This window comes from Candidatus Viadribacter manganicus, assembly GCF_001679665.1.
Lineage (GTDB): Bacteria > Pseudomonadota > Alphaproteobacteria > Caulobacterales > Aquidulcibacteraceae > Vitreimonas > Vitreimonas manganica.
The window spans coordinates 341,889-368,580 of record NZ_CP013244.1 but is presented as its reverse complement, the minus strand read 5'-3'; the positions used below and the strand labels follow the sequence as shown (position 1 = coordinate 368,580).

Here is a 26,692-nt window from a genome sequence, read left to right as displayed (position 1 = left end):
AAGGTTGGAGCCTATCGATGAGGAATCATTCGCGCGCTTACTCGGAAGAGGCCTTGAAGGCGAAGCTCGGTACGATCGCCGGTATCGACAAACTCATAGATGCAGCAAGGCAAATTCACGCCATGCTTCGCGATCCGCAAACGCCAGTGTGGGTGAAGGGACTGTGTGTGGCCGTACTCGGCTATCTCATCGTTCCGACGGATGTCGTCGCCGACTTTATTCCAGTGCTGGGATACGGTGATGACCTCGCCGCTCTCACCGCGGCTATTGCCGCGATCGCCGCGCATATGCCGAAGGCCGGCGCCGGAGGCGCCGACTAGTTGAGGCGCGACGCGAGCGCTGCGAGGCAGCGCGGATAAAGCTTGTGCTCAACAGCCAGTAGCCGTTCGGCCAATGCTGTCGGCGTGTCGCCAGGGAGGATCGGCATCGATGCTTGACCGATGATCTCGCCGGCATCCACCTCATCGACGACGAGATGAACCGTTGCGCCGTGCTCGGTCTCCCCCGCTTCGAGGGCGCGCTCGTGCGTTTTTGTGCCGGGAAATTTCGGTAGCAAGGATGGGTGAATGTTCACCAGGCGGCCCGTCCACGCGCGAACGAAAAAGGAGGTCAGCACGCGCATAAATCCGGCGAGGGCGACGAGCTGAATGTTGCGCTGAACCAGAAGCGCATCGAGATCGCGTTCGAACGCTTCGCGGTTCTTTCCGTAGGGCTTGTGATCGAGTTCGAGCGCTTCAACGCCCGCTGCGCGTGCGCGCTCAAGCCCCGCTGCGCCCGGTACGTTCGAAACGACGAGTACGACCTCGTATGCGCTTTGATCGGCGTCCAGCAGCGCTTGAAGGTTGCTACCGCGACCTGAGATCAGGACTGCAACGCGCTTCTTGCTCATGCGCTCTTGAGCACGCCGATCTTGAAGGCCTGCTCGCCTGCACCGTTGAGTTTGGCGACAACATCGTTGGCCTTTGCGGGATCGACGATCAGGATCATGCCGATGCCGAGGTTGAACGTGCGGCGCATGTCGGTTTCGGGGACGCCCCCCGTCGCTTGCAGCCATTCGAACACGGCAGGGCGTTGCCATGCGTTCCAGTCGAAGTCCGCTTCAAGCTGATCAGGCAACGCGCGCGGCGTGTTCTCGACCAAACCGCCGCCGGTGATGTGTGCGGCGCCTTTGGCGAGCTTGGCCTCGAAGATGGGTTTTAGCGCCTTGGCATAGATGCGAGTTGGGGTCAGCAGCGCTTCGGCCAGGCTCTTGCCCGGCGCGAACGGCGCTGGCGCGTCCCAAGCGAGCCCCGAGCGCTCAACGACCTTGCGCACAAGCGAATAACCGTTCGAGTGAGGGCCGCTGGAGGCGATGCCGACGATAACGTCGCCGATCATCATCTCATCTATGCGCGGCAACAGCGCGCCCCGCTCGGCGGCGCCAACAGAAAAGCCGGCGAGGTCATAATCGCCCTTGCCGTACATGCCTGGCATTTCGGCTGTTTCGCCGCCTGCGAGAGCCGCGCCGGCTTGGCGGCAGCCTTCGGCAATGCCGAGGACCACTTTTGCGGCCTCTTCGGCGTTGAGTTTGCCGGTGGCGTAATAGTCCAAGAACATCAGCGGCTCAGCGCCCTGGGCCGAGAGGTCGTTCACACACATGGCCACCAGGTCGATGCCGACCGTCTCGTGGCGACCGCTTTCGATGGCGATTTTCAGCTTTGTGCCGACGCCATCGGTCGTTGCGAGGAAGATTGGATCCTTGAAACCAGCCGCTTTCGGGTCGAATGCGGCCGCGAATCCGCCCAAAGCGGCCTCAGCGCCTGGCCGCGCTGTGGATTTCGCAGCCGGCTTGATGAGATCGACGAGGCGTTCGCCTTCGTCGATGTCCACACCGGCGTCGCGATAGGTAAGTCCGTTAGTTCCCGGGGTATTGGTCACGTGATGAGTCCAGAAGCCGCCACATTGATAGGCGATTCCGCGCCGGGTAGGGTCACCCGACACCGAGGTTCAATAATGAAATTTCCGCCTTTGGCAGCGTTTGCGGCTGTTTTCCTTGCCGCCTTGTGCGCGTTTGCTCCCGGTGCGGCAAGCGCTCAGGGGCGCGACAATGTCTACGCTGTCGCCGGTGTCCACGTCGACGAGACCGCCGCGAACGCTGCGGCGGCGCAACAGGCGGGTTTGGCGGCGGCGCAGCGGGCAGGGTTTGAGCGCCTGGTCCGCCGGTTGACCATCCCGGATGAACTGACGGCGCGGGGTGTGCCGCAGGTCGAGACGGCGACGCTCGATCGGCTGGTTTCGAGTGTGGACGTGGAGCAGGAGCGCCGGTCAGGCACCCGCTACATCGGCCGCCTCACCGTTCGCTTCGATCCCTCGGGCGTGCGGACACTGCTTCGGCAGTTCAACCTCACAGTTGTCGACACGCGTACGGCGCCGGTCCTTGTCGCGCCTTTGGTTGTGACGGGAACGTCAGAAGAAATGACGGCGCTCTGGCGTGAAGTTTGGGCGACGGGCGGCTTCGGCGACGAGCTTGTGCCGCTCGCGACAGCGCCTGAAGGCCTGCAAGGCGCTCCCGCGTGGGCGACAGCGCAGCCTTTTGCACAATCCGCCGCCGCTGCATCGGCGCTCTATGCGACGCTGCGCGTACAAGGCGGCGCGGCGACGGCGAGCTTGGTCGAGATCGATGCCAATGCGCGCCGCGATCGAGGCGAAGTGAGCGCTCGCATCAATGGTGAAGATCCAGCGGCGTTGCGCGCGGCGTTGGCGTCACTTGCGGATCAGGCGAGCACCCGCATTCAGAACGATTGGAAATCACGCGTTGCGACGGGCGGCGGCCAACGTGGGCGCATAAACACGACCGCGCTTTATACAACCCAAGCGCAGTGGGAGCAGATCAAGGAGGCGCTTGAAGGCGCAGCGCAGACGCTGATCTCGGAGATCCGAATTGAAGCGGTTGGCCGGCAGGGCGCTCTCATCTCGTTTTCTTTCGTGGGTGACCGCTCGCAACTGACAGCGGAGTTGCAGCGCCGGGGTGTTGCCCTTGGCGACACGGCGCAGGGTGCGACTTTGCGCGTTGCGCCGAGGTAGATCGCCCGTCAATGGAACAGCCACGCCTGTTTGAGTTTCGTATGGGCGATCGATCGCCCGACAAGCTTGTGGTGGCGGAAGCGAACCGGGACGCAGCTAAACTGCTTACCGATTGGCGGGCGTGGCCGCATGGCGCGCTGGCGCTTTCGGGACCTTCTGGCTCCGGCAAGACCCATCTTGCCCTCGCCTGGGCGCTGGAAGTGAACGCGCGCCGTATCTCCGCTTTGGCGAACGCTGAGGATGCGGCGTCGATCTTCCGAGAGAGCGATGGGCGCCTCCTCATCGACGACGCCGACGCCGAGCGTGATGAGGGCATGCTTTGGCGGGTGCTCGATTTGGCCCGTAGCCAGGGAGGCGCGCTCTTGTTGGTTGGGAGCCAGCCACCCTCCGCGTGGCGCGTAGAAACCCCTGATTTGCGCTCTCGGCTTGCATCTTTACCGGTCGCTAAGCTTGGTGAGCCCGACGAAGTGCTTATGGACGTCGTTTTGCGACGGGTTTGTCGCGAACAATTCATTCAATTGAGCGATGATGCCGCCAAATACCTCGTGCGACGGCTCCCGAGGACCTTTGCTGCGGCCCAGGCCTGGGCGGCGGCGTTGGACGAGGAGCTGGTGCGCGGGGCAAGGCCTGTCACGACAGCGATCGCCAAACGCGCGCTGGAAAAGATGCAGGCGCGCTGGGTTGGTGGAGACGGTTAACAGATGGCGAAGCCGCGTAAGAAAGCGCGTGTAACGGCGCAGAATCCGCCGTCGCTCACAGATCCTAAGCGGTTCATCAATCGCGAGCTCTCGTGGCTCGCGTTCAACACGCGCGTGTTGGAAGAGGCGGAGAACGAAAATCATCCGCTGCTGGAGCGGTTGCGCTTTCTGTCCATCTCGGCGTCGAACCTCGATGAATTCTACATGGTGCGCGTGGCCGGTCTGCACGAGCAGTTGAAGGCTGGCGTCACCGTGCTGAGCAATGATGGACTTACCGCGACCGAGCAGCTTGCGCGCGTGCATGCTGCCGCAACGGCGCTGATTGACCGCCAGCAAGAGCGTTGGCGTACGCTGCGGGTCGAACTGCGCGGCGCAGGTATCTCGGTGCTGGACCGCGAAGAGCTGACCGACCAAGAGCGCCAATATCTGAAGCCGCTTTTTATGGCGGAAGTGTTTCCGTTGCTGACGCCGCTCGCGGTCGATCCAGCGCACCCGTTCCCGTTCATTCCGAACCTCGGATTCGCGATCGCCCTTAAGCTGAAGCGCAAGGGCGATGGCCGCGCGCTCAATGCGCTGATCCCTGTGCCGAGCCAGGTGGCGCGTTTCATCGACGTGACGCTCGCGCATGCGCAGGCCGAGGTCGATCTCGGTGAGCGCCCTCAGCGCCGTTTTCTTACGCTTGAGAATACCATCACGCTGTTCTTGGATGAGCTGTTTCCGGGTTACACCCTCGAGGCCCAGGGCGCCTTCCGCGTCGTGCGCGATAGCGACATCGAAATTCAGGAAGAGGCCGAGGATCTCGTGCGCGAGTTCGAGGCGCGCTTGAAAGAGCGCCGTCTTGGCGACATCGTGCGCTTGAAGGTCGAAGCCTCAATGCCCGAGGATTTGCGCACCTTCATCTCGCGCGAACTCGAAGCCGATGCGCGCGATGTCATCATCGTTGACGGGATGCTGGGGCTCGCGGCGCTGTCCGCGCTGGTCAATGAAGAGCGGCCGGAATTGAAATTTCCCCGCTTCGAGCCGCGCTTCCCGGAGCGGATCAAGGATTTCGGCGGCGATAGCTTCGCGGCGATCCGCGCCAAGGACATCTTGGTCCATCACCCGTTTGAATCATTCGATTCCGTCGTTCAATTCGTGCGCCAGGCGGCGGCCGATCCGGCGGTGGTTGCAATCAAACAAACGCTCTACCGCACCTCGCGTGACTCGCCGATCGTGGCGGCGCTCGTCGCAGCGGCGGAAGCGGGCAAGAACGTCACTGCGCTTATTGAACTCAAGGCGCGCTTCGACGAAGAGACGAACCTTCACGTCGCGCGCAAATTGGAGGCCGCCGGCGCCTCGGTTGTTTACGGCTTTATCGATTTTAAGACGCACGCGAAGGTGAGCCTGGTCGTGCGCCGCGAGCCGGAAGGCCTACGCACGTACACGCACTTCGGCACCGGCAATTATCACCCGATTACGGCGCGCATCTACACCGACCTCTCGCTGTTCACGTGTGATCCGGCGCTGGGCCGTGACGCCAACCGCCTGTTCAATTTCGTGACTGGCTATGCGCGGCCCTCGAAGCTCGAAAAGCTAGCGATGTCGCCGATCAATTCGAAGACGACGCTGTTGCAATTGATCGATGATGAAGTCGAGCATGCGCGCGCTGGGCGTGGCGGCTACATTTGGGCGAAGCTCAATGCGCTGGTGCACCCTGAAATTATCGATGCGCTTTACCGCGCCTCAAATGAGGGTGTGAAAATCGACCTCGTGGTGCGCGGCATCTGCTGCTTGCGCGCCGGTGTTCCCGGGATGAGCGAAAACATCCGAGTAAAATCGATTGTGGGGCGCTTTTTGGAGCACGCTCGCATCGTCTGTTTCGGCAACGGTTCGAAATTGCCTAATCCGCGCGCCAAGGTTTTCATTTCATCCGCCGATTGGATGCCGCGGAACCTGGAGCGCCGGGTTGAGGTCCTTTGTCCGGTTGAAAATCCGACCGTACATCAGCAAGTTCTCGACCAAATCATGGTCGCGAACCTCAATGATGAGGCGCAGTCCTGGTACATGGACCAGGATGGGGTATTCAAACGGGTCGATGTCTCGAAGCTGCCTGACGAACCCTTCAGCGCGCATAATTACTTTATGCGCAACCCGAGCCTTTCGGGGCGCGGGCGCGCGGGTAAAGGCGACGCGCCGGCCGCGTTCGATCACATCGGCGCTCGCCGCACTTCCTAAACTGCGTGACGCGCGATGAGCGCGCGCAAGCTCAGCGATGGTCAGGAAGCCGCCGTCATCGACGTCGGCTCCAATTCCGTGCGTCTCGTCGTCTATCGCATCGACGGCCGCGCCATGACGCCGATCCTTAATGAGAAGGTCATGGCCGGCCTTGGGCGCGAAGGTGTGCGGACCGGCGCGCTTTCGAAGGACGGCGTGGGGCAAGCGCTGCGGGCGATCCGCCGCTTCGCGACCTTGATCGACGCGCTGCAGATCAAAGATGTATTTGCCGTTGGCACTGCGGCCGTGCGTGAAGCGAAAGACGGCAAAGACTTTGCGGCGCGCATGGAAGCCGAGAGTGGGATCAAGCTGCGCATCTTGAGCGGCGAAGATGAAGCGCGGTTATCAGCGTTGGGGGTCGTTGCAGGCGCGCCGGACGCGAAAGGCTTGGTCGGCGACTTGGGCGGTGCGAGCCTCGAGCTCATCGAAATCGGCCCTAAAGGCGTAGGGCGCGGCGAGACCTTTCCCGTGGGCCCGCTCACGCTGATGGATGACGACGAGTTCGACTATGCGAAGGTGAGCAAGCAAGTCGGGCTCGCGCTCGAGCGCACCAAGTTGTTGAATAAGCGTGGCGGCGATTTCTATGCCGTGGGTGGCGCGTGGCGTGCGCTCGGGCGCATCGATATTGCGCTGACCAATCATCCGCTCGGCGTCCTGCATCACCACGAAATGAGCCGAGCGGAAGTTTTGAAGGTCGTCGACGCTGTCCGCAAGCAGAGCCGGCGATCACTGGAAAAACTGGAAGAAGCAGCCGCAAAGCGTGCGGAGACATTGCCTTATGCCGCCGCCGTGCTTGAGCACGTGATGCAGGCGGGGCAATTCGACAGAGTGATCCTTTCGGCATTTGGGCTTCGCGAAGGCGTGCTCATGGAGCATTTGAGCGAGCAGGCGCTCGCTGTGCATCCGCTGATTGCCGCAGCCGAGGCGCTGGCAGGACGTTGGTCGCGCACGCGCGCATTCGGGCAGGCGCTCGAAGAGTGGATTGCACCCATGTTCGAGGGTCAGCCTTACGTGTTCGCCAAGAAGCGCGAAGATGTTTTGCGGGGTGCGGCGGCGCGGCTTGCCGATGTCGGCGGTCCGCTCCATCCCGATCAGCGCGTTGAGGTGATGTTCGACCTCATTTTGCGCGCCCCACTGGCGGCGATTAGCCATGAAGAGCGGGCGTTTCTCGCGGCGGCCATCCACCACCGTTACACAAAGGCGCCGCCTCGCCACGCTGAGGCCTACATGCGGCTGCTGAACGACGAAAGCCAAGCGGCGGCTGCTGCTCTAGGGGCCGCATTGAGGCTTGGAGCTGACCTTTCTGGCCGCAGCGAGCCTCTTTTGGCCGCAGTGGAGGTCGAGGCGGTTGACGGCAGGCTCCTGCTTCGGGTCAAGAAGAAGGCAGCTCATCTCATTACCGAGACGGTGCAGCGGCGATTGGATTTCGCCGCCGCCGCTTTGGGCCTGACACCGGAGACCAAAATTCTATGAGTAATACGCCGCCCGATCGCCTTTCTGTCGATCCCGACAGCCCGTTCCACGATGAAGCCGTGCTCGCGCGCGGGGTTGGCGTGCGCTTCAACGGCAACGAAAAGAAGAATTGCGAGGAATATTGCGTGAGCGAAGGCTGGGTCCGCTTGGCCGTTGGCAAGACGCTGGACCGCAAGGGCAAGCAGCTCACGATCAAATACAACGGGACCGTTGAGCCCTATTTCGAGGATATTCCCAAAGAGAGCTAATCCTTGGATGACGTAAGTGGGCCAAGTGGGCCCGCCTGTGCTATGAGCCGACAGCCATGGCGAAATCCCTGTGACTGAGGAACTCGGACCACGGAAACTCGCGGCGATCATGTCGATCGACGTCGCGGGCTATTCGGCGATGTCCGAAGTGGACGAAATCGAAGCGCTGGCGCTCGTCGCGCGCGTGCGCACCGTGCTGGATACGATCGTTCAAGGGCATGGCGGCCGCATTTTCAGCACGGCGGGCGACGGCTTCATGCTCGAATTTGCTTCGGCAGCCGGAGCGCTAGGCGCAGCTGAAATCCTGTGGGGCGGCGTTGAACGCCAGCGCGTGCGTGTCGGCGTGCATGTCGGCGATGTGCTCATCACCAAGACCGGCGATCTGCTGGGCCATAGCGTCAACGTCGCCGCGCGGCTCCAGCAACTCGCACGACCAGGCGCTGTCGTCGTCTCGATGGATGTGCGGCGCGCAGTGCGCGGCAAGCTTGCGCAGCGACTCCATCCGGCGGGCGCAGTCCATTTGGACAAGATGAGTGAGACAATCGATATCTTCACGCTCGAGGCGATTGCGGCGCAACGCGTGCGTGCGCGCAAGCCCGAGCCCGTGTTGGCAGTGCTCCCCTTCGACAACGAGAGCTACGCGGCCGAGATGAACTACTTCTCTGAGGGCGTTGCCGACGAGATCATCTCCACGATGCTGCGCCAATCTAAGATCAAGGTCATTGGGCGAACTTCGGCGTTTCAGTTTCGCGATGATCGCAAGCGCGAAGCGGCGGCCGAGCTGAAGGCGAGCCATGTTCTCGATGGCTCGGTGCGGCTCAGTGGCGACCGCATGCGCGTGTCGGTGCAGCTGATTGAGGCGGCGAACGGCGTGGTGCTATGGAGCGAGCGCTACGAGGGCGATCGCAACGACGCGTTCGCACTTGAGGATGAGATAGCCGCGAAGGTTGCCGGTTCGTTGCGGCGCTCCTTGGCGCAATCGGATCGTGTCGCCAATCCAATCGATCCCGCTGCCTATGACCTTTATCTGCGCGCGCGCCAGATTTGGATGATGATGAGTGATATTGAGGAGGACCAGGCGGCGGTTCTGCTCGAAAGGTGCGTCGCCATTGCGCCCGATTTCGCAGATGCGTGGGCGGTTTTGGCCAGTGTGCGTGCGCTATTGTTGCCGCGCGACCGCGACCTCATTGGGACGCCGGCCCATGATGCCGCGCTTGCGGCGGCCAACCGGGCGCTAGAGCTCGATGCGGACTGTGCGCACGCCATGGTGGCGCTGTCGTTGTTGAAGCCGGCGTTCGCGGACCACGCTGAGAAGATCACGCTCGTCAATGAAGCCCTGAAGCGGACGCCGAATGATCCTTCGCTGCACGTCGCTCGCGCTGCTTGGCTTTATAGCGTGGGGCGGCTCAAGGACGCGGCGCGCGCCTTGGAAATTGCAAGTCTGCTTGATCCGCTAGGCCCTGCGGTTGAGGGTTTGCGCGCCAGTATGCTGAGTGCGCGCGGCGATATTGAAACCGCGCGCGAGATCGTCAGCGCGGCGTGGACGCGCTGGCCGGATTCGCCGTTCATTTGGTATTTGATGTGGACCACGCTCTGCATTGCGGGTGATTTGCGCGCGGTGGACGCGTTAGCCAAGCCTGAGAATGTGCCGCGGCGTGGCGCGACGCAGCGCGATGTCGAGGTTTTGCAGAATTACGCGAACTTGTTGCGAATGCCGGCGGCGGAGCGGAAGGCCGCCTGCGAGCGCATCCTCAATGAGATCGCGGCGAGCGACGAGCCGTTGGCGCTTTCGACGTGCATTTTCGCGGCTGGGCATGGCTGCGCCGAGAAGGCGTTCGATACGCTTGACGCTGCCTTAGATGCGGGTCGTCAGCTGACGCCGGACAAGCACGAAGCGTTCGGCATGGCGCGGTCGCAGGCGCCGCTGCAATTGTTCGTGAGTACGAGCGGTGAGCCGATCTGGAAGCATCCGCGCTTCCCGGCATTATGTGCGCGGTTGGGGCTTGCCCAATATTGGCTCGATACCAAGAAGTGGCCCGATTGCGCGGCCGAGACAGCATACGATTTCAAGGCGGCATGCGCGGCTGCGGTGGCGCGCGCTTAGACGTCGTCGACGCTGACTTTTCCGTCTTTGAGTTTGAGCGCGAGTTTGCCGTGCTTCAGCGCCAGGGCGCGTTCGCCAAAGACCTCGCGCCGCCAGCCTTTCAAAGCAGCAACGCTGGCGTTGTCGTCGGCGGCGATTTCTTCGACTTCAGGCGCGGATGCGATCAGCCTTGGGGCCACGTTGTGGCGTTCGGCTTCGTAACGGAGCAGCACCTTTAGGAGTTCGACGGTGGGGCCGAGGCCTGGCGGCACCGGCGGCGGACGCTCGTGCTTGTAAACAGGCCGGTTCGGGTCGCTGAAGGCGCGATCGAGCGCTTGGATGAGTTCTTGAGCTGCGCGCGAATTGCCGAAGCCACGCGGCACGGCGCGCATGCGGTCGAAATCGGCGGCGTTCTTGGGGCGCTGTTCGGCGATCTCGTAGAGCGCCTCGTCTTTGACAATGCGTCCGCGCGGGACATCGCGCTGCTGCGCTTGGCGTTCACGCCACGCGGCGGCGACTTGCAGGCCGAGCACGTAATCAGCCGTGGTCTTGCGGAGCTTGAGGCGGTTCCAGGATTTCTCCGGCGTGGTGTCGTAGATATTGGCGTCGAGCAGATACTCATGCTCTTCGTCGAGCCACGAGAGCCGGCCCTCGCTTTCGAGCTTCGCGTGCATCCGCGGATAGATGTCACGCAGGTGGGTGACGTCGGCGAGCGCGTATTCGAGCTGGGCGTCGGAAAGCGGGCGGCGGCTCCAATCTGTGAAGCGTGATGACTTATCCAACCGCCGCTTCAGCACTTGTTGGACGAGCGCATCGTAGGCGACGGTGTCGCCGTAACCGCACGCCATGGCTGCGATTTGCGTGTCGAACACAGGGTGCGGAAGCTTGCCGCCGATTTTGAGGAAGATTTCGAGATCTTGCCGGGCCGCGTGAAAGACCTTCAGGACTTTCTCGTTGGCCATCAATTCCATAAAGGGCGCGAGCGAGAGGCCTTCTGCGAGCGGGTCGATCACGGCTTCCACGCCCGGCGCAGCGGCCTGGATCAGGCACAGCTTCGGCCAATACGTCGTCTCGCGCATGAACTCTGTATCGACCGCGACGAAGGGCTGCTGCGCCATGTCCTGGCACAGCGCCTCCAAGTCGGCGGTCTTGGTGATAACGCGCATGGAGGCTGGTTGCGGCGCGCCGCGCCTGTGGTCAAGCGCGGACACTGCGTCAGGCGGTATTATTCCGGCGCCGCTGCGGGCTGATTCGTAGCGAAACCTTCGCCCAGCGTTCCGTTCGCGATCAGGCTCCGCAGATACGCATCATCGTGCGCCGGGATAAGGACGAGATCGGGGTTCGCAGCTGAGATATCGTGCAGGGCGCGCAATTGGCTAAGGACGTTGGGCCGGCCCGGATCAACGCCAGGCATGATCCAGGTTATAAAGCGCGGGCGACCTCGCAGATGCTCGACGCTGCCCATGACCCAGGCGATGTCGCCGATGAACAGATATTCGCGGGCCGCAGTCTTGGCGTAGATCAGGATCGTGCCAGGCGAGTGTCCCGGCATTGCAACGGCAACGACACCCGGAGCGATGCGTTGAGGCTGTGTGAGGTCGAGTTGTGCGATGCTGGCGATTTCGGGCGCGAGCTGGCCGTTCAGTGCGTGTTGTGGGAGGCCAGCGAGCTGCGCGGCGGTGAGGTCGAGGTTGCGCGCGATGTCAGCTGGATGCGGGTGCCGCGCGATCGCCATGACGTGATCGAGATGTTCATGCGTGATCATCACCGTTGGTGAACGGGTCATTGCAGTGAGCACGCGCTCATATGCCTGCTCGTCGAAGCTGCCTTTGCCTTGCGACATATCGTTGAGGGTGTCGCGATCGACGGCGCCGTCAATGATTGTGTTGCCGCTCGGCGCAACGATCTGGAACGAGTTGTAAGAGAGCGTGCGTTCGCCGCCGAAAGCACCGGCTTCGGTGGCGAAGCTTGGCGCTTTGCTTTCGCCGACGAACTCGATGTTCACTGCGGTGGGAAGGGTTTCGGGCGCATCGTTCGCGACGAGATCGCGGTAGGCGGCGAGATTGACGATGTTGCCCGCTTCAGCGGGGGCGGCGGCGTCGAGAACGGCGTACCAGAAGAGCGCCGCCAGCGCAGTGAGCACGATCGCGATTCCAGCCAGCCATTTCATTTGATTCCCCCTCCCGCATCTTCGCGCGGGCCCGACAGCACGATCTTCATCCGATCTGATGGAAAAGGTCTAGCCAAAGCCAGCGCGTCTTCTGTGGAGCCATCGAGCCAGACGTCAATTTCGTCGCCGGTCAGCATCACCGGCATGGCTTCGGCGTGGATTGGCCTGGTGAGTTCGTTGGCCTCTGTCGTGAGGATCGCGAACAAAAGGTGCGTTCCGTCCTCCTTGCCGCGCACGCCGGACCACGGCCGCCAGATACCGGCAAAGCAGAAGAGAGGCCGGTCTTCTCCGAGCGCGAACCATTGCGCGATCTTGGGCGTGCTTTCGGTGTATTCGACGAAGCTGGTGACAGGCACGACGCAACGGAAACGCGGGGTGTCGAGCCAACCCTTCCAGTAGCTGGAGTTGAGATTGCGGACGTTGGTGACGGGGCGCTTGCCGCCGCCGGCAGGCGGAAAGCCCCAGCGCATCATCGCCATCTCGCGCTGACCTTCTTTCGAATTGCCGACGACCGGCGCTAGCTGGTCGGGGAAGATCGCCGGCAGCGGCGGTTGGTTGGCCGTGCGGTCGCGCATGGCGCGTGTGTAGGCGACGACTGCCTCACGCGATTTGGTCATGGAATAGAGGTTGCACATCTAGCGTGGCAGCGTGCCTTGGCTTTCGCACTCCCATTGCGTACGGCGCAGTACTGAATCGCGGCCGCGCGAGCAGGTACGTAGGCTACCATCTTCACGTTGGAGCAGCACGTATTGCGAATGCGCATAGACCGAATAACCGACGATCCGTTCGCCTGGCGCCGTTTGGGCGTTCGCGCCAAAGGCGTACGCGCCGGCGCCGAGAGCCAGGGCGGCGGCCGCTGCGATGAGGACTTTGCGGTTTGAGGTCATGGCTGGCTCCGTTGTGGCTTGAGATTTCTGGGTTGCAGCTGTGCAGCGCTCATTTGCCGGGGGCTGGCGCGCCTTGACAAGGTGCAGCGCAACATGCGCTTTCCGCCGCGAAATGGCGCCCGCTTTTCCTCACTCGGGGCCCGGAGTTTCCAATGCACGCTTACCGTTCCCACACTTGCGGCGCTCTCCGTCCGGCTGACGCCGGCAAGGATGTGCGCCTGGGCGGCTGGGTTCACCGCAAGCGCGATCTGGGCGGGCTGTTGTTCGTCGATTTGCGCGACCATTACGGCATCACGCAGCTGGTCATTAATCCGGGCTCGGCGGCGTTTCCGCTGTTCGAACGTCTGCGCGCGGAAACGGTGGTGCGGATCGACGGCAAGGTCATCGAGCGCGCCAAGGACACCGTGAACCCTGAATTGCCGACCGGCGAGATCGAGGTGCGGGTCGAGGACGCTGAAGTTTTGGGCTCGGCCGAAGAGCTGCCGCTGCCGGTGTTCGGCGCGCCTGACTATCCAGAAGAGATCCGTCTCAAGTATCGCTTCCTCGATTTGCGCCGCGACAAGCTGCACAAGTCGATCTTGCTGCGTTCGCAGGTGATCGCAAGCTTGCGCCGCCGCATGATCGATCAGGGCTTCACGGAATTTCAAACGCCGATCTTGACGGCGTCGAGCCCCGAAGGCGCGCGCGACTTTCTGGTGCCGTCGCGTCTGCATCCCGGCAAGTTCTACGCGCTGCCGCAAGCGCCGCAGCAATTCAAGCAGCTGCTGATGGTGGCCGGCTTCGACAAGTATTTCCAAATTGCGCCGTGCTTCCGTGACGAGGACGCGCGCGCTGACCGCTCACCTGGCGAGTTCTACCAGCTCGATTTCGAGATGAGCTTTGTCACGCAGGAAGACGTCTTCAACGCGATCGGTCCCGTGTTGGCTGGCGTGTTCGAGGAATTCGGCAACGGCAAGCGCGTGACCCCTGCCGACGAGTTCCCGCGCATTCCGTATGCAGAGGCGATCTCAAAGTACGGCTCCGACAAACCGGACTTGCGCAACCCGCTGGTGCTGCAGGATGTCAGCGAGCACTTCCGCGGCGGCGGATTTGGTCTCTTCGCGCGCTTGCTTGAGAAGGCGGGCAACGCGGTCTGGGCTGTTCCCGCGCCGACTGGTGGCTCGCGCGCGTTCTGCGACAAGATGAATTCATGGGCGCAAGGCGAAGGCCAGCCGGGGCTTGGGTACATCTTCTGGCGTGAAGGCGAAGAAGGCGGCGCTGGCCCGATCGCGAAGAACATTGGACCTGAAAAGGCAAATGCCATTCGTGAACAGCTTGGGCTGAAGGTGGGCGACGCGGCGTTCTTCGTCGCGGGCGATCCTGCTGTGTTCTATAAATTCGCTGGCCAAGCCCGCAACAAGGTCGCGGATGAGCTGAACCTCTCGGACAAGGATCAGTTCAAGTTCTGCTGGATCGTCGATTTCCCGATGTACGAGTGGAGCGAGGAAGAGAAGAAGATCGACTTCTCGCACAACCCGTTCTCGATGCCGAACTTCGATCACGAAGCCTTCTTGAAGCTCGATGTGAACGATCGCGCCACGATCGAGAAGATCACCGCGTTCCAATACGACATCGTCTGCAACGGCGTGGAGCTATCTTCTGGCGCGATCCGGAATCACAAACCGGAGATCATGATCAAGGCGTTCGAGATCGCCGGGTATGGCAAGGAAGTGGTCGAAGAGAAGTTCGGCGGCATGCTGAACGCGTTCCGCTATGGCGCGCCGCCGCATGGTGGTTCGGCGCCGGGTGTGGACCGGATTGTCATGTTGCTCGCGGGCGTCGATAACATCCGTGAAGTCATCGTCTTTCCGTTCAACCAGCAAGCTCAAGACTTGATGATGAACGCACCGGGCGAAGTGACGCCAAAGCAGCTGAAAGAGCTGCACATCCGGCTTGCGGAAGCGCCTAAGAGCTAACGCAGGCGCGCATGGCGATCGACCTTCAACGCCTACGTGCTGGCCTCAAGGTTCTCGCGCGGATGCCGGCGCCGTTCGAGAGCGGGCGTCTTTGTGAGGCTGTGCGTTATCGCTGCGACGCCGCGCCGATCTGGAGTGGGCATTGCCACTGTGACGGGTGCAAAAACTAAGCGGCGCGCCTTTCACGACTGCGTTCACGGTGAAGGCTGACGCGTTTCAGGTCCTTTCTGGCAAGATGCGGACTTTCGAGCGTAACGGCGAAGGCGGTCATAAGGTGCGGACGCCGCGTTGTTCTGGTTGCGGGACGTGGGTGTGGGCCGAACACGACGCGCGCCCCGATTTTCGCGCGGTGCTGGCCCCGACGCTCGACGATCCTCCTGCGTATGTGTCGCAAATGTCGCCGTGGGTCGCGCTTGATCCTGAACTGACGCAATTTCAGAGGATGCCCGAAGAGGAGCGAGCGTCGCTGCGGTGAGGCGCCGAAACGCAAAGAGCTGCACTGCCCTTCGCCGGGGCGACGACGCGCTAATAGCCGGTTTGGCCACCTGGGCGCGTTCGCAGAAGCTTGAAGCGGTTAAAGCCCAGCTCCTGCAGTTGGGCAAGATCGAAGTCGATCATGCCGAGCATGTCACGCTGCTTGAGCGGTTGTGAGCACTTAAATTCACCGCTACAGGACTTGTTGTATTTAGAGATTGATACGTAGCAAATCTTCGACGGGCAGGTGAGCGCGCACCCAGCGTTGGCGAATAGGGTCACTCGATCCTTGGAGGGAAGGCCGCTCAGAAACTCCCTATCGCCGTTCAACTCCATGGGCAGGACGATGGTGTCGTACAGCTCCAAAGCGGAGGTTGCGCGCCCGTAGCTGTTCAAGTTCTTGATGACGCTGGCTTCAATCCGAAACTTCGGAAAATCACGACGTATGTTCACGGCAAGCGTGTCGTTGGTGACAATCACTGCATTGCCGTCGCGATGGTATTTTTCAAGGAACGGCTTGGCGTCTTCGTATTCTTGGTCGCTTACGTAGTGATTGGTCAGCGGCAGACGAAGACCGATCATGGCATAGTACAATTCGTTCACGTCATAAGGCGTGAGTTCGGGCCGCGAAAACATTCGGCCGCCATAAAGCGTCGTAAACTCGACGAACCCGAATACACTGTCGATCTCGGCGACAGGTACGGTGGAATAGTTGCGAGCGAGGAAAGCGAGAATAGGCACCTCGAGAGGCTTTCCCCGCGCCGAGATTGTATACCGCATGTCGCCTCGCTTCAGCGATGGTGACGGGCCTTTGGAATTGAATTTTGATCGAGGTCAATTAATTGCAGGATTGAACGCTCAACCCACGAGGAACTCTCGTCCACCGGTCGCCGCAGGCTTGATCCAGCTGCGCTTGTGTGAGCCCGCGCGCATTGCGCAGATCCGCACCCGAAAGATCAGCGCCAGCAAAGTTCATCCGCGTGACGTCTGCGCCAGCGAAATTGGCGCGCGTGAAATCCGTACCCCGCGCGTCAACCTGAGCCAAGCGTGCGCGGTCGAAACGCGCGTGTGGGCACGACGCATCGATGAGACGGACGCGTGAGAGATCGGCCTGGGTGAAATCGGCGCCGCCGAATTCTGAGTGCGATGCGTCGGCGCGCGTCAGCACGGCATTGGAAAAATCGCTATGGCTGAAGTTCGAGTGAGTCATGCGGGCGCCGGTGAGAATGCGGCCGGAGAGATCGCAGTCTTCACACACGCCAGCGTACGCAGGCGATAAATCGAGCCGCGCATCGCCGCCGAACGGCCAGAACGCAAACGCCTGGCTCGCCGAAGCCGCCACGAGGGCGGTTGCCGCGAACACGGCGAGGCGGAAATGTGTCAGCACGGCGCCGGGGTAGGCGCGCTCAAGTGTTCGCGCCAGTGAACATGCAGTAAGCGAGAATTGTTACTGGTTGTTACCGCAGGCGGGGATAGTCATCCCGGCGGGAAGCGTCGTCGTTGCATCGCCGCACGCAGTATTCAGCTGAGCTTGCGTGACGCCCACAGCGTCGGCCAATTCAGCGCCGGAAAGGTTTGCGCCATCAAGGACAGCGCCGGTGAGGCGAGCGCCACCTAGATAAGCGCCAACCAGCGTCGCGCCTTCGAGATTGGTGTCGCTGAGATCGGCGCCGGAAAGACGCGCGCCGAAAAAGTTCGTCAGCGACATGTTAGCGCCATGGAAGCGGGCGCGATCTGCTGTGGCGAGTGAGAGGTCGGCTTGGCGAATGCGTGCGCCGGAGAAGTTGCGTCCAGCGACCGATTGATAGGCGAGGCTGATCTGAAAGAGGTCGCAATTGGCGCACGAGGCGCCGCTCCGAACGCGCGCGGCGATCGCGTCTCGTTCGGCTTGGTTGGTGATCGGGCCGCCGGTCGCTGACGGCGCCTGTGCGAAGGCGGGCGTCGTTAAGGTCAAAAGGCAAGCAAATAGCGCGGCGCGTTTCATAATGGCGCAACTCCGAAAGGTGTTGCGCTTGGTGTCGCAGGACGCGGGCCAGACTAGCGTCTTGGGCGAGTCCGTTGCGATAGGGCGATGTCACGCGGATTGGCGCCTGCCACTTGAGCCACGCACACGGCCATCGGCACTGGGCGCAAGCCACTACGGGTCTGAATATAGGCCGTGGTGGCGCCGTCGCCGTACTGGTCGATCGAGCCGGTGAGGTCGCGGCCGTGCTGATAGAGGCAGGCGGCGTTGTTGTTGCCATTTTGCGTAATGGCGCCGGCGTTGCGGGCGCCAGCTTGGCCGAGAGCCGCGCTGTTGCCTTGCCCAGCTTGCACTACAGCGGCGGCGTGACCTGTCCCGCTTTGATTGACGATGGCCGCATTGTAGATGTTGCGCGAGCCCATGCCCTGCGCGCTAGCGGCGCCCGCGAGCAGCGCTGCAAAGCACAGCGCCAATGCCGGAATGGTGAGCGATGGTCTCTTCATGACGTAATCTCAAAGCCTGAATGTACGTTGGCAAAGTTCGCCAGTTTCGTCGCGGAGTGTGAGAACTGCGCGCACGCGCGAACCACGCTCCATGCTGATTTCGTTTTCGCCGAGTGTGGCCGCCATGCCCGCTTCGAGCACAAGGGCGCCGCTTTGGCTGATTTCAGCAGAGCCTCCGCCGCCGGTCTTCACGATGCGAAGATCGTATTCTCCGTCGACGTCACGGTCCGCGAAAGCGCGCGCCTGAATGACGACACCGTTGGCGGTGCGCCGTGAGCGCACGTCGCAGGTGATCGCCGCATCCTCATAAGCGGCTTCTGCGTAGGGCGCTGGCGCGTCCGACGCAGGTTCGGCGAACGAAGCGCTCGGCGCCGCGCTCAGGAGCGCAGGTTCGGAGATTTGCTCCGCCGAGGCGACGTTTTGCGCTGAAGCCGAGCAAGCCGAGAGCAGGGCTGCGAGCGCGATAAGCGAGAGAGATTTCTTAGACATTGTTCTGCTCCATCAACTGAAGCGGGAGATGCGGGAAGGGCCGAGTGCGCCTTCCCGCACGATCGCCGTCAGTTGTAGCCGCTTTGGACCACTACCGAGATGTTGCCTTCGCCGCGTTGGCGGACCTCGACGTCCTGACCGTTGCCGATCTGGATGATGCCTGAGGTGTTGTTGACGCCGTCCTGGTCGGTCACAGCGCGGCTGCCGTTGCCGATCTGTGCGACGCCGGCGACGTTGCCGCGGCCCGTTTGGATCGTGTCAGCGCGAAGGTTGCGACCTTCTTGGCCCGTTGCTGAGAAGTTATCGCGACCGACTTGCGTCGTCGTGACGTGGTTGCGCGTACCGTATTGGTCCATGCGCATGAAGTTGTTGTAGCCTTCTTGGACGCCGCGCGCGTAGTGGCGGCCGCCGCGTTGATTGATCACTGTGCCGTTGCGGTCACCGGCTTGCACGGCGCCGGCGGCGTTGGCGTAACCCGATTGGTTCACGACGCTGCGGTTTTGAGCGTGAGCTGCGCCGACGCCCATGGTGGCGAACAAAGCAGCAGCGGCGACGGCGGTCATAAAGCGTTTCATGTTGTAAGCTCCCTGGTTCAAGAGACAGCGCCCTCGCCAACGCCTGAACGAGTGAGACCATGACGTCGCTGACCTGAGCAGCGTTTGAACGGCGGCTTCAGTACGCGTTTTGCTGCACGAAATCAGTCGCCTCGCGCGCGTGCGCGCGATGACGAGGAAGCCTGAACCGGTGCTGAATGGGATGAGGGATTGCATCCAGAGCGGCTTTGACGTGCATCTGAGCGCCAAGGCCCGCTCGGAAGGGCCGGAGGACGAGGATGGCGTCGCTTGAGTTGAGGGGCGTGGGCAAGGCCTACGGCCGCAAACGCGTGCTTCAAGATATTTCACTGACCTTTGAGCCGGGGCTGACGCTGCTGGTGGGGCCGAGCGGGGCAGGAAAATCGACGCTGTTGCGTTTAATCGCGACAGCGGAGCGGCCAAACAAGGGCGCGATACTGTGGAACGGAAAAAGCGGCCCCGGAAGTTTGCGCGCCACGCTTGGCTATGCGCCCCAAGCCGTTGATCTGCCGGAGGATCTGACGGCACGCGAGTTTGCGATGCATATCGCGTCACTGAAAGGATTGAGCCTCTCTGCGGCCGACAAGCAGTTCGGCGCCATCACGGATGCGATCGGCTTGCATGCTGATATCAACAATCGGATCGCGAGCTTTTCTGGCGGGATGCGCCGCCGGCTCATCTTTGCACAAGCGTTGCTTGGCGATCCGCAGGTGTTGGCGCTCGATGAACCAACGGCGGAGCTGGATGGTGAGACCGCGCGCCGCCTGAGCGCACTCATCGTTGAGCGGGCCAAAACGGCGATCGTCGTTGTGACGACGCACCTTGCCGATGAACTTGCCCCGTTTGCCCGCGCCACGCTGCGTGTGGAAAACGGCAACGTGGCGGCTACGGCGTCGTCGCGGGCGATGGAGGGCGTGCGTTGAACGCGGCAGCCATTTCTCTTTCGTCGCTGAACACCTCGCTGCTGCGGTACGGACGCAGCCGTGCGCTGTGGCTGATGTTGCTCGTGGCGCCGATTGGTGCGCGCTACATGCTGCCGTTCGAGGATGGTGGCGGCATCAAGATCGCCGTCGGCAATGCATTGCCGGTGATGACCTCGCCGTTCCTTGGCGTGTCGCTGGGTATCATCGTGTCGACGTTGGTGTTGCCGATTGCGTGGCTCTATCTGCGATCGAACACGACGCGGCGTCAGCCGTGGCAGGTTGAAGAGGTAACGGCCGGATCGCGCATTTCAATCGCACTCGGTCGCTTCGCGGCGGATGCTGGGGTTCTTCTGGCTATTTTAGCGGCGCTCAATCTTGCCGGTGTCTATCTCGCGACATTCATGCTGCAGGGTGACGCGCTCAATATCGCCGAACTGAGTTTTGCTTTGTGGGTGGTCGCGGCGCCTGCGCTGGTTGGTCTTGCCGCTCTGCGGATATTGTTCGATGCGCGCCCGCTTTTGCGTTCAGGGTTCGGAGACTTTGCTTATTTCTGCGTTTGGATCGGATCGATTGCGGCGCCGATAGTCACCGATAAGGCTGAGCCCAGCTTTGCCGCGAACATGTGGGACTTCGCGGGTTTCGTCACGCCGTTGAAGTACGGGGCGCCTCCGGGCACAGATAGTTTTTCTATCGGCGGCGGCTTCCTCGCGACGGGTACGATCGATCTTGATGTGATGGCCGGGCTTTTGTCGCCGGGATATCTCCAAGCTCGTCTGGCCTGGGTAGCGATTGCGGTGGTTCTCGTCGTGGTCGCAGGGCTCATCTACGCGCCCCATAAGTCTAAGAAGAAAGCTGTGCTCGCCGGGCGATTGGGTGCTTTGCTGAATGCCGGAGCGCCGCCGCGGGCGATTGCGGATGCGCCGCCGGCGCGGCGCGCGGTTGTGAGCGCGTTGAATTTGCTGGTTGCCGAGTTTCGATTGATCGGATCGGGGCGGGCATTCGTGTTGCTCGCTTGCGCCGCTGCGGCGGTCGCTGCGATTGCACCGGACTTCAGGCACGCCGCGAGTCCGGTGGCTCTACTCGTGCTGCTGTTCGCGCTCAGCGCTCATGCAGGGCGCGCGGAGGCGCGTGGACTGGTTTCGTTGACCAAGGTGGCTGACCTCGCGCCGATGGCGCGGCGCGCGGCCTTTATTCTGGCGGGCGCCATGTGGTCGACGTTGTTGGCATTGCCTGCTTTGGTGCGGAACCCATCGCTTGAAACGCTAACGCTCGCCTCCGCCACGGGTGCGGCCGCGGCTCTTGTTGCGATCTTGCTGTCAACGTTGACGGGAAGCTCGTTCGCCGCGCGGCTCGTATTGTTGGTGCTGTGGTATGGATACTCGTCCTCGTAAGCGCCCCGCGGCGCTGCTACATAAGACGCATGATTGAAGCACGATGTGGGTGTGGCGCGTTGCGCGTGCAGGTTGAAGGCGAACGTGAGGCCGTCGTGGCCTGCAGTTGCGATGATTGCAGACGACGCAGTGGATCGGCGTTTGGCATGGGGGTCTATTACCCGCGCGCCGCGCTCTCTTTCGTAGGCGAGCCTGGCGCCTACACGCGGCCAACTGATAGCGGCAACACGTTCACGACGTTCTTTTGCCCGACGTGCGGGACGAGCCTTTATTGGCACGGCTCGCGCGATCCATCACGCGTTGGCATCGCCGTCGGATGTTTTGAACCGGCAGAGCAGTTCGCGCCCGATCGCTCTGTCTACGACGTGAACAAGCAGCGCTGGGTGGACTTTGGCGACATCCCAGGCTTCGAGCGCGGGCGTGATAGCACGCGGACGCGCTAACCGCCGCTGGCTTCACCCTTGGCGCCGCACGCCGCGCATTTGCCGGTGTGCTCGACGGTGAAGTGTCCACACGCGTCGCACGGCTCATTGCGATAACCGGTTGCTGGCGGCTTGGCGGGCGCCATGGATGCGTCCTTGCGATCGCGCGTCGCGCTTTCGACGACCGAGCGCGGGCGTAGCATCACCAGATTGTCCGGCGAGGCGCCGCGTGCGAAGCCACGCGATATGAGGCGCGCTGCACTTTCAGCGTCGGTTGCGCGCTTGCTGAGGCCATCCCCGCGCGCGTCGAACGGATCGACCTGCGCGAGGTCTGTGCGTCCCAGATAGGACACCGCAAGCTCGCGGAAGATGTAGTCGAGGATCGACGTGGCGTGGCGGATGGTTTCATTGCCCTTCACTTCGCCAGCGGGCTCAAAGCGCGTGAAGAGGAAGGCGTCGCAATATTCCTCGAGCGGCACTCCATATTGCAGGCCAATCGAAATCGAGATGGCGAAGTTGTTCATCAATGAGCGGAACGCCGCACCTTCCTTATGGAGATCGATGAAGATTTCGCCGAGCTCCCCGTCGTCATATTCGCCAGTGTGCAAATAGACTTTGTGGCCCCCGACTGTGGATTTCTGGATGTAACCCTTGCGTCGTTCAGGCAGGCGGCGGCGCTCTACGCGCGCTGGGGCTTCCTGGACCGGTGAAGTCGTGATCGGTTGCGCCGCCGCTGGTGGAGCTGCGCGCGCCTCCGGCTCATCTTCAATTGGTGTGAGCGTCAGCGTAATCGGCGGCGCTTCCGCTTGGATCGCGATCAGCGCGACGCCAGCGGCCTGAGCTGCCTCGAGCAGATTCGTGCGTTGCGGGGCGTTCGCGAGGTCCAACGTGAGGTCCAGCGCCGCGTTTGCAAACGGAGCAACCGCCGCCGCCATCGCGATTTGGGCACTGACGGCGATGTTGCGTCCGAAGATCGCCGCGTGCTCGGCCCTGAGGCCCGGCGCGCCGATGAGGTCGCTGGCGCCGAGGCAATAGGCTTCGGCGGAGGCGATTTCTTCCTCCGAGAAGCCGAGCGTCATCAGCAGATCGCCGCGCTTTCCGGCGGCGACGTCAGGCGGGAGTTTGAGGATGTCTTCGCAGATTTCCGGTCCGATCACGAGTGGATGCACGACTGCGCGGATGTTGAACGCATCGGCGGCGGCATCCTCTATTGCGTCGAGCGCCGGCTCGGTGAGGCCAAGCTTCTCGAGACGATCAAGGCTGACGCCTGGGGCGCCGCGAAGCGTGCGGCGTCCCTCAATGTGCTGTGCAATTGCTGCGATCTCTTCGCCGTCATAGCCGAGAGCTGAGAGTGCGCCGCGGACGTCCTCGCTCAGAAGGCGGCCAAAGCCGCCGTCGTCACGCTGACCGTAGACGGCGATGGTTTGCGCTGGGGCGAGACCTGGCGCAGTGGCGCCAATTGAGCGCGCCGTTGCGGCGTCGTTTGCAAACGCGATAGTGATGGCGCAGCGCAAGCCCGCATTCTTCGGCCCAGGCAGCGCTCGGTAAATCGAGAGCGCGTGCTCAGCGATCTGACCTTTAAGTGCACCGGCTGCTTCGCGCGCCGCTTTGACAGTAGCTTCTTCTTGCCGTTTCACGCGCGTCCACTCGGGATAGGCGCTTTTTGCGGCGGCAAGTGCGGCGCTTTCGGAAATCGCCGAGCCGTGCGCGAGAGCGGTCACGCTAGCGGCGAGGCCACGACCTTCGTCGCTGTCATAGGCAATGCCGGCGCGCATAAGCAGTGCAGCTAGGCCTTCAAGGCGGATCAAGATAGCGCGGCGCGGCGAGCCAGCGCCGCCGTGAGCGGCATCAAGCGCACGGACGAGCGTACGGATCGCCGCCTCAAACGTGGCGATGTCGAACGTGCGCTCGCCCATAAAACGCGAGAGCGAAATGCTGGCGCCGATGACGCTGCCTTCCGTTTCCGATCGAACCGCGCCGGTTGGATCGATGGCGCCGTTGGCGAAGGCGGTGAGTGCATGCGCGCCAATTTCGGGAGACGCGATGGCAATGCGGCGGTGCGTAGGATCGGCCCCGGCGTCCAGCGCCGAGGTGTACGCGCCGCGCGCGACCGCGCCCGCAAGCGCTGCGATGATGTCGCTATCCGGCGCGCCGGTGAGACGAGCATTCGCGGCTTTAATCTGCACGCCGCCGTGTTCGGCGTTGAGACCGTTGCGGACAGCTTCGATGGCGAGATCAGCGAGTGCTGCGTCGAGAGCGCGTGCGCCGGCTGCGAGAGCCGCCCCGGCGCGCGCACGTGCTGCGCCAGCGGCGATGATCTCAAGCGCTGCGTCGCCGGTTGGCCGGACAAGAATGGATGGGCCATCGCGCCCAATCGGGTCAGCGACACGCGCTGCGGCATCCAGTGCATCAAGCGCTGCGGCGGAGGGCGCGCCAGCAATGCCGAGCTTCGCGCCGGCAGCGAGCAATGTTTGCGCGCGTGCGATGGCTTCCAGCTCTTCGCTGCGTTGCTCAGGCCAATGCAACAACGCCGCGGAAACAGCGAGTTCGGCGCCGGCCGAGAGCGACGCACGCATCAACGGGGTGTCGAGCGTCACTTGCCCACGCTCAAGAAGCTTCAGCACGTCCTTGCCAAGCGCGGGATCTTCGGCCCACAGGCCGATCCGTTCGGCGGCGCGCTTAAGGGCCTTGCTCACGCTTGGGCCAGCGGGCGTTTCAACGGCGATGCCCGCCTCCAGGGCGGTCTGAACCATTGCGTCGGTCCACGCCTCTGGCGCTTCCGCGGCCGGGCGGATGTCGTCGTCGTGATCTTGAGCCATGGCTAGCCTCCGTGAGCCAGGCGCGACTCTACCTTTGATCCGGGCTCGCAATCAATATGTAGTAGGTGGCAACTCGGGATAACTACAGGATATTGTTTCGCACCCGCACTGGACGTAAAGGGCGACGCTCGTCATATTGCGCGCCGCCAAAGCTGCGGGACCGGGACGTGGTCCACAAAAAGCCCTCTGCGGAGACAAACAAAAGCCCATGCTGAAAGCGATTTTTTCCTGGTGGAACGGCGCCACCGTGGGCGCGCGGCTCGATATCTGGCGCCGTGGGGTTTTCGTGGGCGAAGACGAACAGGGTAACAAATACTTTGAAGAGAAGCGGCCCTCGATCGAAGGCCGCAAGCGCCGCTATGTGATTTATAATGGCCTCGCTGAAGCGTCTCGTGTTTCGCCCGATTGGCATGGCTGGATGCACCACACGGTCGCGGAGCCGCCTACGATTGCGCCGTTGAAGCGTCAGGCTTGGGAAAAGCCGCACCAGCCAAATCTAACCGGCACGGTGAGGGCGTATCGACCGAAGGGTTCGCTGGCGCGCGGCGGCGTTAGGCAAGCGTCAACCGCCGATTACGAGGCTTGGTCTCCAGATTCGGGGGATCGCCGGTGAAATTGAATTTCGAGCGTTGGGGCGAAACCATTCTAGGCGCTGTCGTCGCGGCGGTTGCTGTTGTTTTCTTCGCATTTGCTGCGGCGCAGGCGGGCCAGAACACCACCGGCGGCGGCTACGATTTGCATGCGAGCTTTCAGCGCGTTGATGGAGTTGGCGTCGGCTCAGACGTTCGAATTTCCGGCGTGAAGGTCGGTGTCGTGCGCGCGGTTTCGCTCGACCCCGCCACCTATAACGCGGTGCTCACCTTCTCGGTGAACCACGGCATCGAAGTGCTCGATGAATCGACGGCGCGCATCGCGACGGATGGATTGCTTGGCGGCGGATACGTCGCCATCGAGCCGGCTGGCATGGATCCGTTGCCGCCCGGTGGTGAGATTCCGAACACTCAGGGTTCGATAGATCTGCTTACGTTGTTTGCAAGTTTTGCTCAGGGCTCGGGGAACTCTGGGAGCTCCACAGAGGAAGCTGCTCCATGATGCGTTTTCTGGCCGCCGCGGCGGTGATTTTTACTCTCAGCGCAAGCCCGGCCTTTGCGCAGCGCGCAGTGGTGCGCGGGCTCGATAAGATCACGGGCCATGCGCGCGATTACACGCTGACGCTTGGCCGCCCGGCGCGTGTGGGCTCGCTTGAGGTGATCGCACGCTCCTGCTCGAAAGCTGCTCCCGAAGAAACGCCGGAAGTGCGCATCTTCCTGCAGATTTACGATCATCCCGCCGCGCGCGAGGGTGAGGAAAGTGAGCGCCGGCAGGTGTTCGAGGGCTGGATGTTTGCATCGAGCCCCGGCCTCAACGGCCTCGAGCACCCCACTTACGACATCTGGGCGATCGACTGCCGCTCCTGAAGGTCAAGCGTTCAGTGACAGCACTGGGCGTTTCGCGCTAAGCGGACGCCATGCGCATTCTTTGTACCAATGACGATGGCATCCACGCGACCGGCCTTGCGGTCCTGGAGAAGATCGCGCGCACGTTCAGTGATGACGTGTGGGTGATCGCGCCTGAGAACGAACAGTCTGGCGCGTCGCGCGCGCTGACGCTCTCGGCGCCGATACGGGTTCGCAAGGTGGATGAGAAGCGTTTTGCGGTGACGGGCACGCCGACGGATTGCGTGTTGCTCGGGATCGAGCACCTGATGGATAGCGCGCCGGATTTGGTGCTTTCGGGCGTCAATCGGGGTCAGAACATTGCCGAGGATGTGACTTTCTCGGGAACGATCGCGGGCGCGATGCAAGGCATGCAGCTTGGCATTCCGGCGATAGCACTAAGCCAAGCGCGCGGCTTTCGCGGCGAAGAAGCGAAGATCCCGTGGGAGACGGCCGAGACTTTTGGGCCAGGTGTCGTCGGCCAGTTGCTGAAGCACGGCTGGGCCAAGGACGTGCTGATGAACATCAATTTTCCCGACGTCCTGCCGCAGGACGTGAAGGAAGTTGAAGTCACGACACAAGGTCGGCGCGACCATCACATCGTCTATGCTGACAAGCGGACCGATCCGCGTGGCGGCACATATTATTGGCTCGGATTTCGCAGCACGCTCTCGAACCCGCCGCAGGGCGCCGACATTCGTGCGATTTACGACGGACGGATTTCGGTTACGCCGCTCCATATCGATCTCACGCACATGGAGACGGTGCACAAGTTCAAGGGTGTGTTGGGCGGCGCTCCGCCGAAGGTTGATTGAACGTGGATCCAGCGCG

General features: G+C 62.4%; 29 protein-coding genes. 16 read left to right on the top strand and 13 right to left on the bottom strand.

Features of this window, described 5'->3' with window-relative positions; translation table 11 throughout:
- Positions 1–17 precede the first annotated feature (17 nt).
- On the top strand, positions 18–320 hold the full coding sequence (locus tag ATE48_RS01895; RefSeq protein ID WP_066767285.1) for a YkvA family protein: 303 nt from the start codon (positions 18–20) through the stop codon (positions 318–320).
- Here ATE48_RS01895 and purN read toward each other — a convergent pair.
- Together purN and purM are read right to left on the bottom strand one after the other, a co-directional pair.
- The gene (gene purN / locus ATE48_RS01890; RefSeq protein ID WP_066767284.1) at positions 317–889 is read right to left on the bottom strand and encodes a phosphoribosylglycinamide formyltransferase; all 573 of its coding nucleotides are present in this window, start codon (positions 887–889) and stop codon (positions 317–319) included. The two genes, ATE48_RS01895 and purN, sit on opposite strands and share 4 nt — an antisense overlap.
- A complete protein-coding gene (gene purM / locus ATE48_RS01885; RefSeq protein ID WP_066767282.1) occupies positions 886–1,917 on the bottom strand; it encodes a phosphoribosylformylglycinamidine cyclo-ligase in 1,032 nt (343 codons plus the stop codon). Before purM ends, purN begins: the two co-directional genes overlap by 4 nt.
- A gap of 75 nt (positions 1,918–1,992) precedes the next feature.
- On the opposite strand from purM, the gene ATE48_RS01880 reads away from it, so the two are divergent.
- From ATE48_RS01880 to ATE48_RS01855, 6 genes are all read left to right on the top strand, one after another.
- The gene (locus tag ATE48_RS01880) at positions 1,993–3,063 is read left to right on the top strand and encodes a DUF2066 domain-containing protein (protein ID WP_066767280.1); all 1,071 of its coding nucleotides are present in this window, start codon (positions 1,993–1,995) and stop codon (positions 3,061–3,063) included.
- Between the two features lie 11 nt (positions 3,064–3,074).
- Positions 3,075–3,761: a P-loop NTPase family protein gene (locus ATE48_RS01875; protein ID WP_066767278.1), complete on the top strand. Its 687-nt coding sequence runs from the start codon at positions 3,075–3,077 to the stop codon at positions 3,759–3,761.
- A gap of 3 nt (positions 3,762–3,764) precedes the next feature.
- Positions 3,765–5,975 carry an RNA degradosome polyphosphate kinase gene (locus ATE48_RS01870; RefSeq protein ID WP_066767276.1) on the top strand — a complete coding sequence of 737 codons (2,211 nt, stop codon included), beginning with the start codon at positions 3,765–3,767 and terminating at the stop codon, positions 5,973–5,975.
- Between the two features lie 15 nt (positions 5,976–5,990).
- Positions 5,991–7,487, top strand: coding sequence for a Ppx/GppA family phosphatase (locus ATE48_RS01865; RefSeq protein ID WP_066767274.1), 1,497 nt, complete (start codon positions 5,991–5,993; stop codon positions 7,485–7,487).
- Positions 7,484–7,735, top strand: a complete 252-nt coding sequence (locus ATE48_RS01860; protein WP_066767272.1) for a DUF3297 family protein — start codon at positions 7,484–7,486, stop codon at positions 7,733–7,735. The genes ATE48_RS01865 and ATE48_RS01860 overlap by 4 nt, the downstream gene beginning before the upstream one ends.
- Positions 7,736–7,805: 70 nt before the next feature.
- Positions 7,806–9,839 (top strand): adenylate/guanylate cyclase domain-containing protein, encoded by a 2,034-nt coding sequence (locus ATE48_RS01855; protein WP_066767270.1) that lies wholly within the window; start codon positions 7,806–7,808, stop codon positions 9,837–9,839.
- Here ATE48_RS01855 and rnd read toward each other — a convergent pair.
- From rnd to ATE48_RS01835, 4 genes are read right to left on the bottom strand one after another with little or no spacing between them, the layout of a single operon-like run.
- Positions 9,836–10,984 carry a ribonuclease D gene (gene rnd, locus ATE48_RS01850; RefSeq protein ID WP_066767269.1) on the bottom strand — a complete coding sequence of 383 codons (1,149 nt, stop codon included), beginning with the start codon at positions 10,982–10,984 and terminating at the stop codon, positions 9,836–9,838. The two genes, ATE48_RS01855 and rnd, sit on opposite strands and share 4 nt — an antisense overlap.
- 59 nt (positions 10,985–11,043) lie before the next feature.
- The gene (locus tag ATE48_RS01845) at positions 11,044–11,988 is read right to left on the bottom strand and encodes an MBL fold metallo-hydrolase (protein ID WP_066767268.1); all 945 of its coding nucleotides are present in this window, start codon (positions 11,986–11,988) and stop codon (positions 11,044–11,046) included.
- Positions 11,985–12,623, bottom strand: a complete 639-nt coding sequence (locus ATE48_RS01840; RefSeq protein WP_066767267.1) for an SOS response-associated peptidase — start codon at positions 12,621–12,623, stop codon at positions 11,985–11,987. The genes ATE48_RS01845 and ATE48_RS01840 overlap by 4 nt, the downstream gene beginning before the upstream one ends.
- Positions 12,624–12,875 carry a hypothetical protein gene (locus ATE48_RS01835; protein ID WP_066767265.1) on the bottom strand — a complete coding sequence of 84 codons (252 nt, stop codon included), beginning with the start codon at positions 12,873–12,875 and terminating at the stop codon, positions 12,624–12,626.
- Between the two features lie 152 nt (positions 12,876–13,027).
- On the opposite strand from ATE48_RS01835, the gene aspS reads away from it, so the two are divergent.
- Together aspS and ATE48_RS01825 are read left to right on the top strand one after the other, a co-directional pair.
- Entirely contained in the window at positions 13,028–14,830 is a 1,803-nt protein-coding gene (gene aspS, locus ATE48_RS01830; protein ID WP_066767263.1) for an aspartate--tRNA ligase, read from the top strand.
- A 157-nt stretch (positions 14,831–14,987) separates the two neighbouring features.
- Positions 14,988–15,305, top strand: a complete 318-nt coding sequence (locus ATE48_RS01825) for a GFA family protein (RefSeq protein ID WP_066767261.1) — start codon at positions 14,988–14,990, stop codon at positions 15,303–15,305.
- 50 nt (positions 15,306–15,355) lie between these two features.
- Here ATE48_RS01825 and ATE48_RS01820 read toward each other — a convergent pair whose 3' ends face one another.
- From ATE48_RS01820 to ATE48_RS01795, 6 genes are all read right to left on the bottom strand, one after another.
- A complete protein-coding gene (locus tag ATE48_RS01820; RefSeq protein ID WP_066767255.1) occupies positions 15,356–16,084 on the bottom strand; it encodes a hypothetical protein in 729 nt (242 codons plus the stop codon).
- Between the two features lie 58 nt (positions 16,085–16,142).
- A complete protein-coding gene (locus ATE48_RS01815) occupies positions 16,143–16,691 on the bottom strand; it encodes a pentapeptide repeat-containing protein (RefSeq protein WP_066767250.1) in 549 nt (182 codons plus the stop codon).
- Positions 16,692–16,751: 60 nt separating this feature from the next.
- Positions 16,752–17,288 (bottom strand): pentapeptide repeat-containing protein, encoded by a 537-nt coding sequence (locus ATE48_RS01810; RefSeq protein WP_066767249.1) that lies wholly within the window; start codon positions 17,286–17,288, stop codon positions 16,752–16,754.
- A 53-nt stretch (positions 17,289–17,341) separates the two neighbouring features.
- On the bottom strand, positions 17,342–17,770 hold the full coding sequence (locus tag ATE48_RS01805) for a hypothetical protein (RefSeq protein WP_066767248.1): 429 nt from the start codon (positions 17,768–17,770) through the stop codon (positions 17,342–17,344).
- A gap of 9 nt (positions 17,771–17,779) precedes the next feature.
- Positions 17,780–18,259: a curli-like amyloid fiber formation chaperone CsgH gene (csgH, locus tag ATE48_RS01800; RefSeq protein WP_066767246.1), complete on the bottom strand. Its 480-nt coding sequence runs from the start codon at positions 18,257–18,259 to the stop codon at positions 17,780–17,782.
- A 68-nt stretch (positions 18,260–18,327) separates the two neighbouring features.
- Positions 18,328–18,834, bottom strand: coding sequence for a hypothetical protein (locus tag ATE48_RS01795; protein WP_066767244.1), 507 nt, complete (start codon positions 18,832–18,834; stop codon positions 18,328–18,330).
- 257 nt (positions 18,835–19,091) lie between these two features.
- On the opposite strand from ATE48_RS01795, the gene ATE48_RS01790 reads away from it, so the two are divergent.
- The 3 genes from ATE48_RS01790 to ATE48_RS01780 are packed head-to-tail and all read left to right on the top strand — an operon-like array spanning position 19,092 to position 21,588.
- Positions 19,092–19,754, top strand: coding sequence for an ATP-binding cassette domain-containing protein (locus ATE48_RS01790; protein ID WP_066767242.1), 663 nt, complete (start codon positions 19,092–19,094; stop codon positions 19,752–19,754).
- Positions 19,751–21,145: a hypothetical protein gene (locus ATE48_RS01785; protein ID WP_066767240.1), complete on the top strand. Its 1,395-nt coding sequence runs from the start codon at positions 19,751–19,753 to the stop codon at positions 21,143–21,145. The genes ATE48_RS01790 and ATE48_RS01785 overlap by 4 nt, the downstream gene beginning before the upstream one ends.
- A 29-nt stretch (positions 21,146–21,174) precedes the next feature.
- A complete protein-coding gene (locus ATE48_RS01780; protein WP_066767238.1) occupies positions 21,175–21,588 on the top strand; it encodes a GFA family protein in 414 nt (137 codons plus the stop codon).
- Here ATE48_RS01780 and ATE48_RS01775 read toward each other — a convergent pair.
- Positions 21,585–24,386 carry a TSCPD domain-containing protein gene (locus ATE48_RS01775; protein ID WP_066767236.1) on the bottom strand — a complete coding sequence of 934 codons (2,802 nt, stop codon included), beginning with the start codon at positions 24,384–24,386 and terminating at the stop codon, positions 21,585–21,587. The two genes, ATE48_RS01780 and ATE48_RS01775, sit on opposite strands and share 4 nt — an antisense overlap.
- A 208-nt stretch (positions 24,387–24,594) precedes the next feature.
- Here ATE48_RS01775 and ATE48_RS01770 point away from each other — a divergent pair, with 208 nt between their 5' ends.
- The 4 genes from ATE48_RS01770 to surE are packed head-to-tail and all read left to right on the top strand — an operon-like array spanning position 24,595 to position 26,676.
- Positions 24,595–24,999: an NADH:ubiquinone oxidoreductase subunit NDUFA12 gene (locus tag ATE48_RS01770; protein WP_066767231.1), complete on the top strand. Its 405-nt coding sequence runs from the start codon at positions 24,595–24,597 to the stop codon at positions 24,997–24,999.
- Positions 24,996–25,478 carry an MlaD family protein gene (locus ATE48_RS01765; protein WP_228126739.1) on the top strand — a complete coding sequence of 161 codons (483 nt, stop codon included), beginning with the start codon at positions 24,996–24,998 and terminating at the stop codon, positions 25,476–25,478. Before ATE48_RS01770 ends, ATE48_RS01765 begins: the two co-directional genes overlap by 4 nt.
- Positions 25,475–25,843: a DUF2155 domain-containing protein gene (locus ATE48_RS01760; RefSeq protein ID WP_228126738.1), complete on the top strand. Its 369-nt coding sequence runs from the start codon at positions 25,475–25,477 to the stop codon at positions 25,841–25,843. The genes ATE48_RS01765 and ATE48_RS01760 overlap by 4 nt, the downstream gene beginning before the upstream one ends.
- Before the next feature lie 50 nt (positions 25,844–25,893).
- On the top strand, positions 25,894–26,676 hold the full coding sequence (gene surE, locus ATE48_RS01755; RefSeq protein WP_066767229.1) for a 5'/3'-nucleotidase SurE: 783 nt from the start codon (positions 25,894–25,896) through the stop codon (positions 26,674–26,676).
- The last annotated feature ends 16 nt before the right edge of the window (positions 26,677–26,692 follow it).

Coding starts and splice junctions, on each gene's coding strand:
- ATE48_RS01895 (WP_066767285.1), top strand. CDS start 18: ATGAGGAATCATTCGCGCGCTTACTCGGAAGAGGCCTTGAAGGCGAAG.
- purN (WP_066767284.1), bottom strand. CDS start 889: ATGAGCAAGAAGCGCGTTGCAGTCCTGATCTCAGGTCGCGGTAGCAAC.
- ATE48_RS01880 (WP_066767280.1), top strand. CDS start 1,993: ATGAAATTTCCGCCTTTGGCAGCGTTTGCGGCTGTTTTCCTTGCCGCC.
- ATE48_RS01875 (WP_066767278.1), top strand. CDS start 3,075: ATGGAACAGCCACGCCTGTTTGAGTTTCGTATGGGCGATCGATCGCCC.
- ATE48_RS01870 (WP_066767276.1), top strand. CDS start 3,765: ATGGCGAAGCCGCGTAAGAAAGCGCGTGTAACGGCGCAGAATCCGCCG.
- ATE48_RS01865 (WP_066767274.1), top strand. CDS start 5,991: ATGAGCGCGCGCAAGCTCAGCGATGGTCAGGAAGCCGCCGTCATCGAC.
- ATE48_RS01860 (WP_066767272.1), top strand. CDS start 7,484: ATGAGTAATACGCCGCCCGATCGCCTTTCTGTCGATCCCGACAGCCCG.
- rnd (WP_066767269.1), bottom strand. CDS start 10,984: ATGCGCGTTATCACCAAGACCGCCGACTTGGAGGCGCTGTGCCAGGAC.
- ATE48_RS01845 (WP_066767268.1), bottom strand. CDS start 11,988: ATGAAATGGCTGGCTGGAATCGCGATCGTGCTCACTGCGCTGGCGGCG.
- ATE48_RS01840 (WP_066767267.1), bottom strand. CDS start 12,623: ATGTGCAACCTCTATTCCATGACCAAATCGCGTGAGGCAGTCGTCGCC.
- ATE48_RS01835 (WP_066767265.1), bottom strand. CDS start 12,875: ATGACCTCAAACCGCAAAGTCCTCATCGCAGCGGCCGCCGCCCTGGCT.
- aspS (WP_066767263.1), top strand. CDS start 13,028: ATGCACGCTTACCGTTCCCACACTTGCGGCGCTCTCCGTCCGGCTGAC.
- ATE48_RS01820 (WP_066767255.1), bottom strand. CDS start 16,084: ATGCGGTATACAATCTCGGCGCGGGGAAAGCCTCTCGAGGTGCCTATT.
- ATE48_RS01810 (WP_066767249.1), bottom strand. CDS start 17,288: ATGAAACGCGCCGCGCTATTTGCTTGCCTTTTGACCTTAACGACGCCC.
- ATE48_RS01805 (WP_066767248.1), bottom strand. CDS start 17,770: ATGAAGAGACCATCGCTCACCATTCCGGCATTGGCGCTGTGCTTTGCA.
- csgH (WP_066767246.1), bottom strand. CDS start 18,259: ATGTCTAAGAAATCTCTCTCGCTTATCGCGCTCGCAGCCCTGCTCTCG.
- ATE48_RS01795 (WP_066767244.1), bottom strand. CDS start 18,834: ATGAAACGCTTTATGACCGCCGTCGCCGCTGCTGCTTTGTTCGCCACC.
- ATE48_RS01790 (WP_066767242.1), top strand. CDS start 19,092: ATGGCGTCGCTTGAGTTGAGGGGCGTGGGCAAGGCCTACGGCCGCAAA.
- ATE48_RS01780 (WP_066767238.1), top strand. CDS start 21,175: ATGATTGAAGCACGATGTGGGTGTGGCGCGTTGCGCGTGCAGGTTGAA.
- ATE48_RS01775 (WP_066767236.1), bottom strand. CDS start 24,386: ATGGCTCAAGATCACGACGACGACATCCGCCCGGCCGCGGAAGCGCCA.
- ATE48_RS01770 (WP_066767231.1), top strand. CDS start 24,595: ATGCTGAAAGCGATTTTTTCCTGGTGGAACGGCGCCACCGTGGGCGCG.
- ATE48_RS01760 (WP_228126738.1), top strand. CDS start 25,475: ATGATGCGTTTTCTGGCCGCCGCGGCGGTGATTTTTACTCTCAGCGCA.
- surE (WP_066767229.1), top strand. CDS start 25,894: ATGCGCATTCTTTGTACCAATGACGATGGCATCCACGCGACCGGCCTT.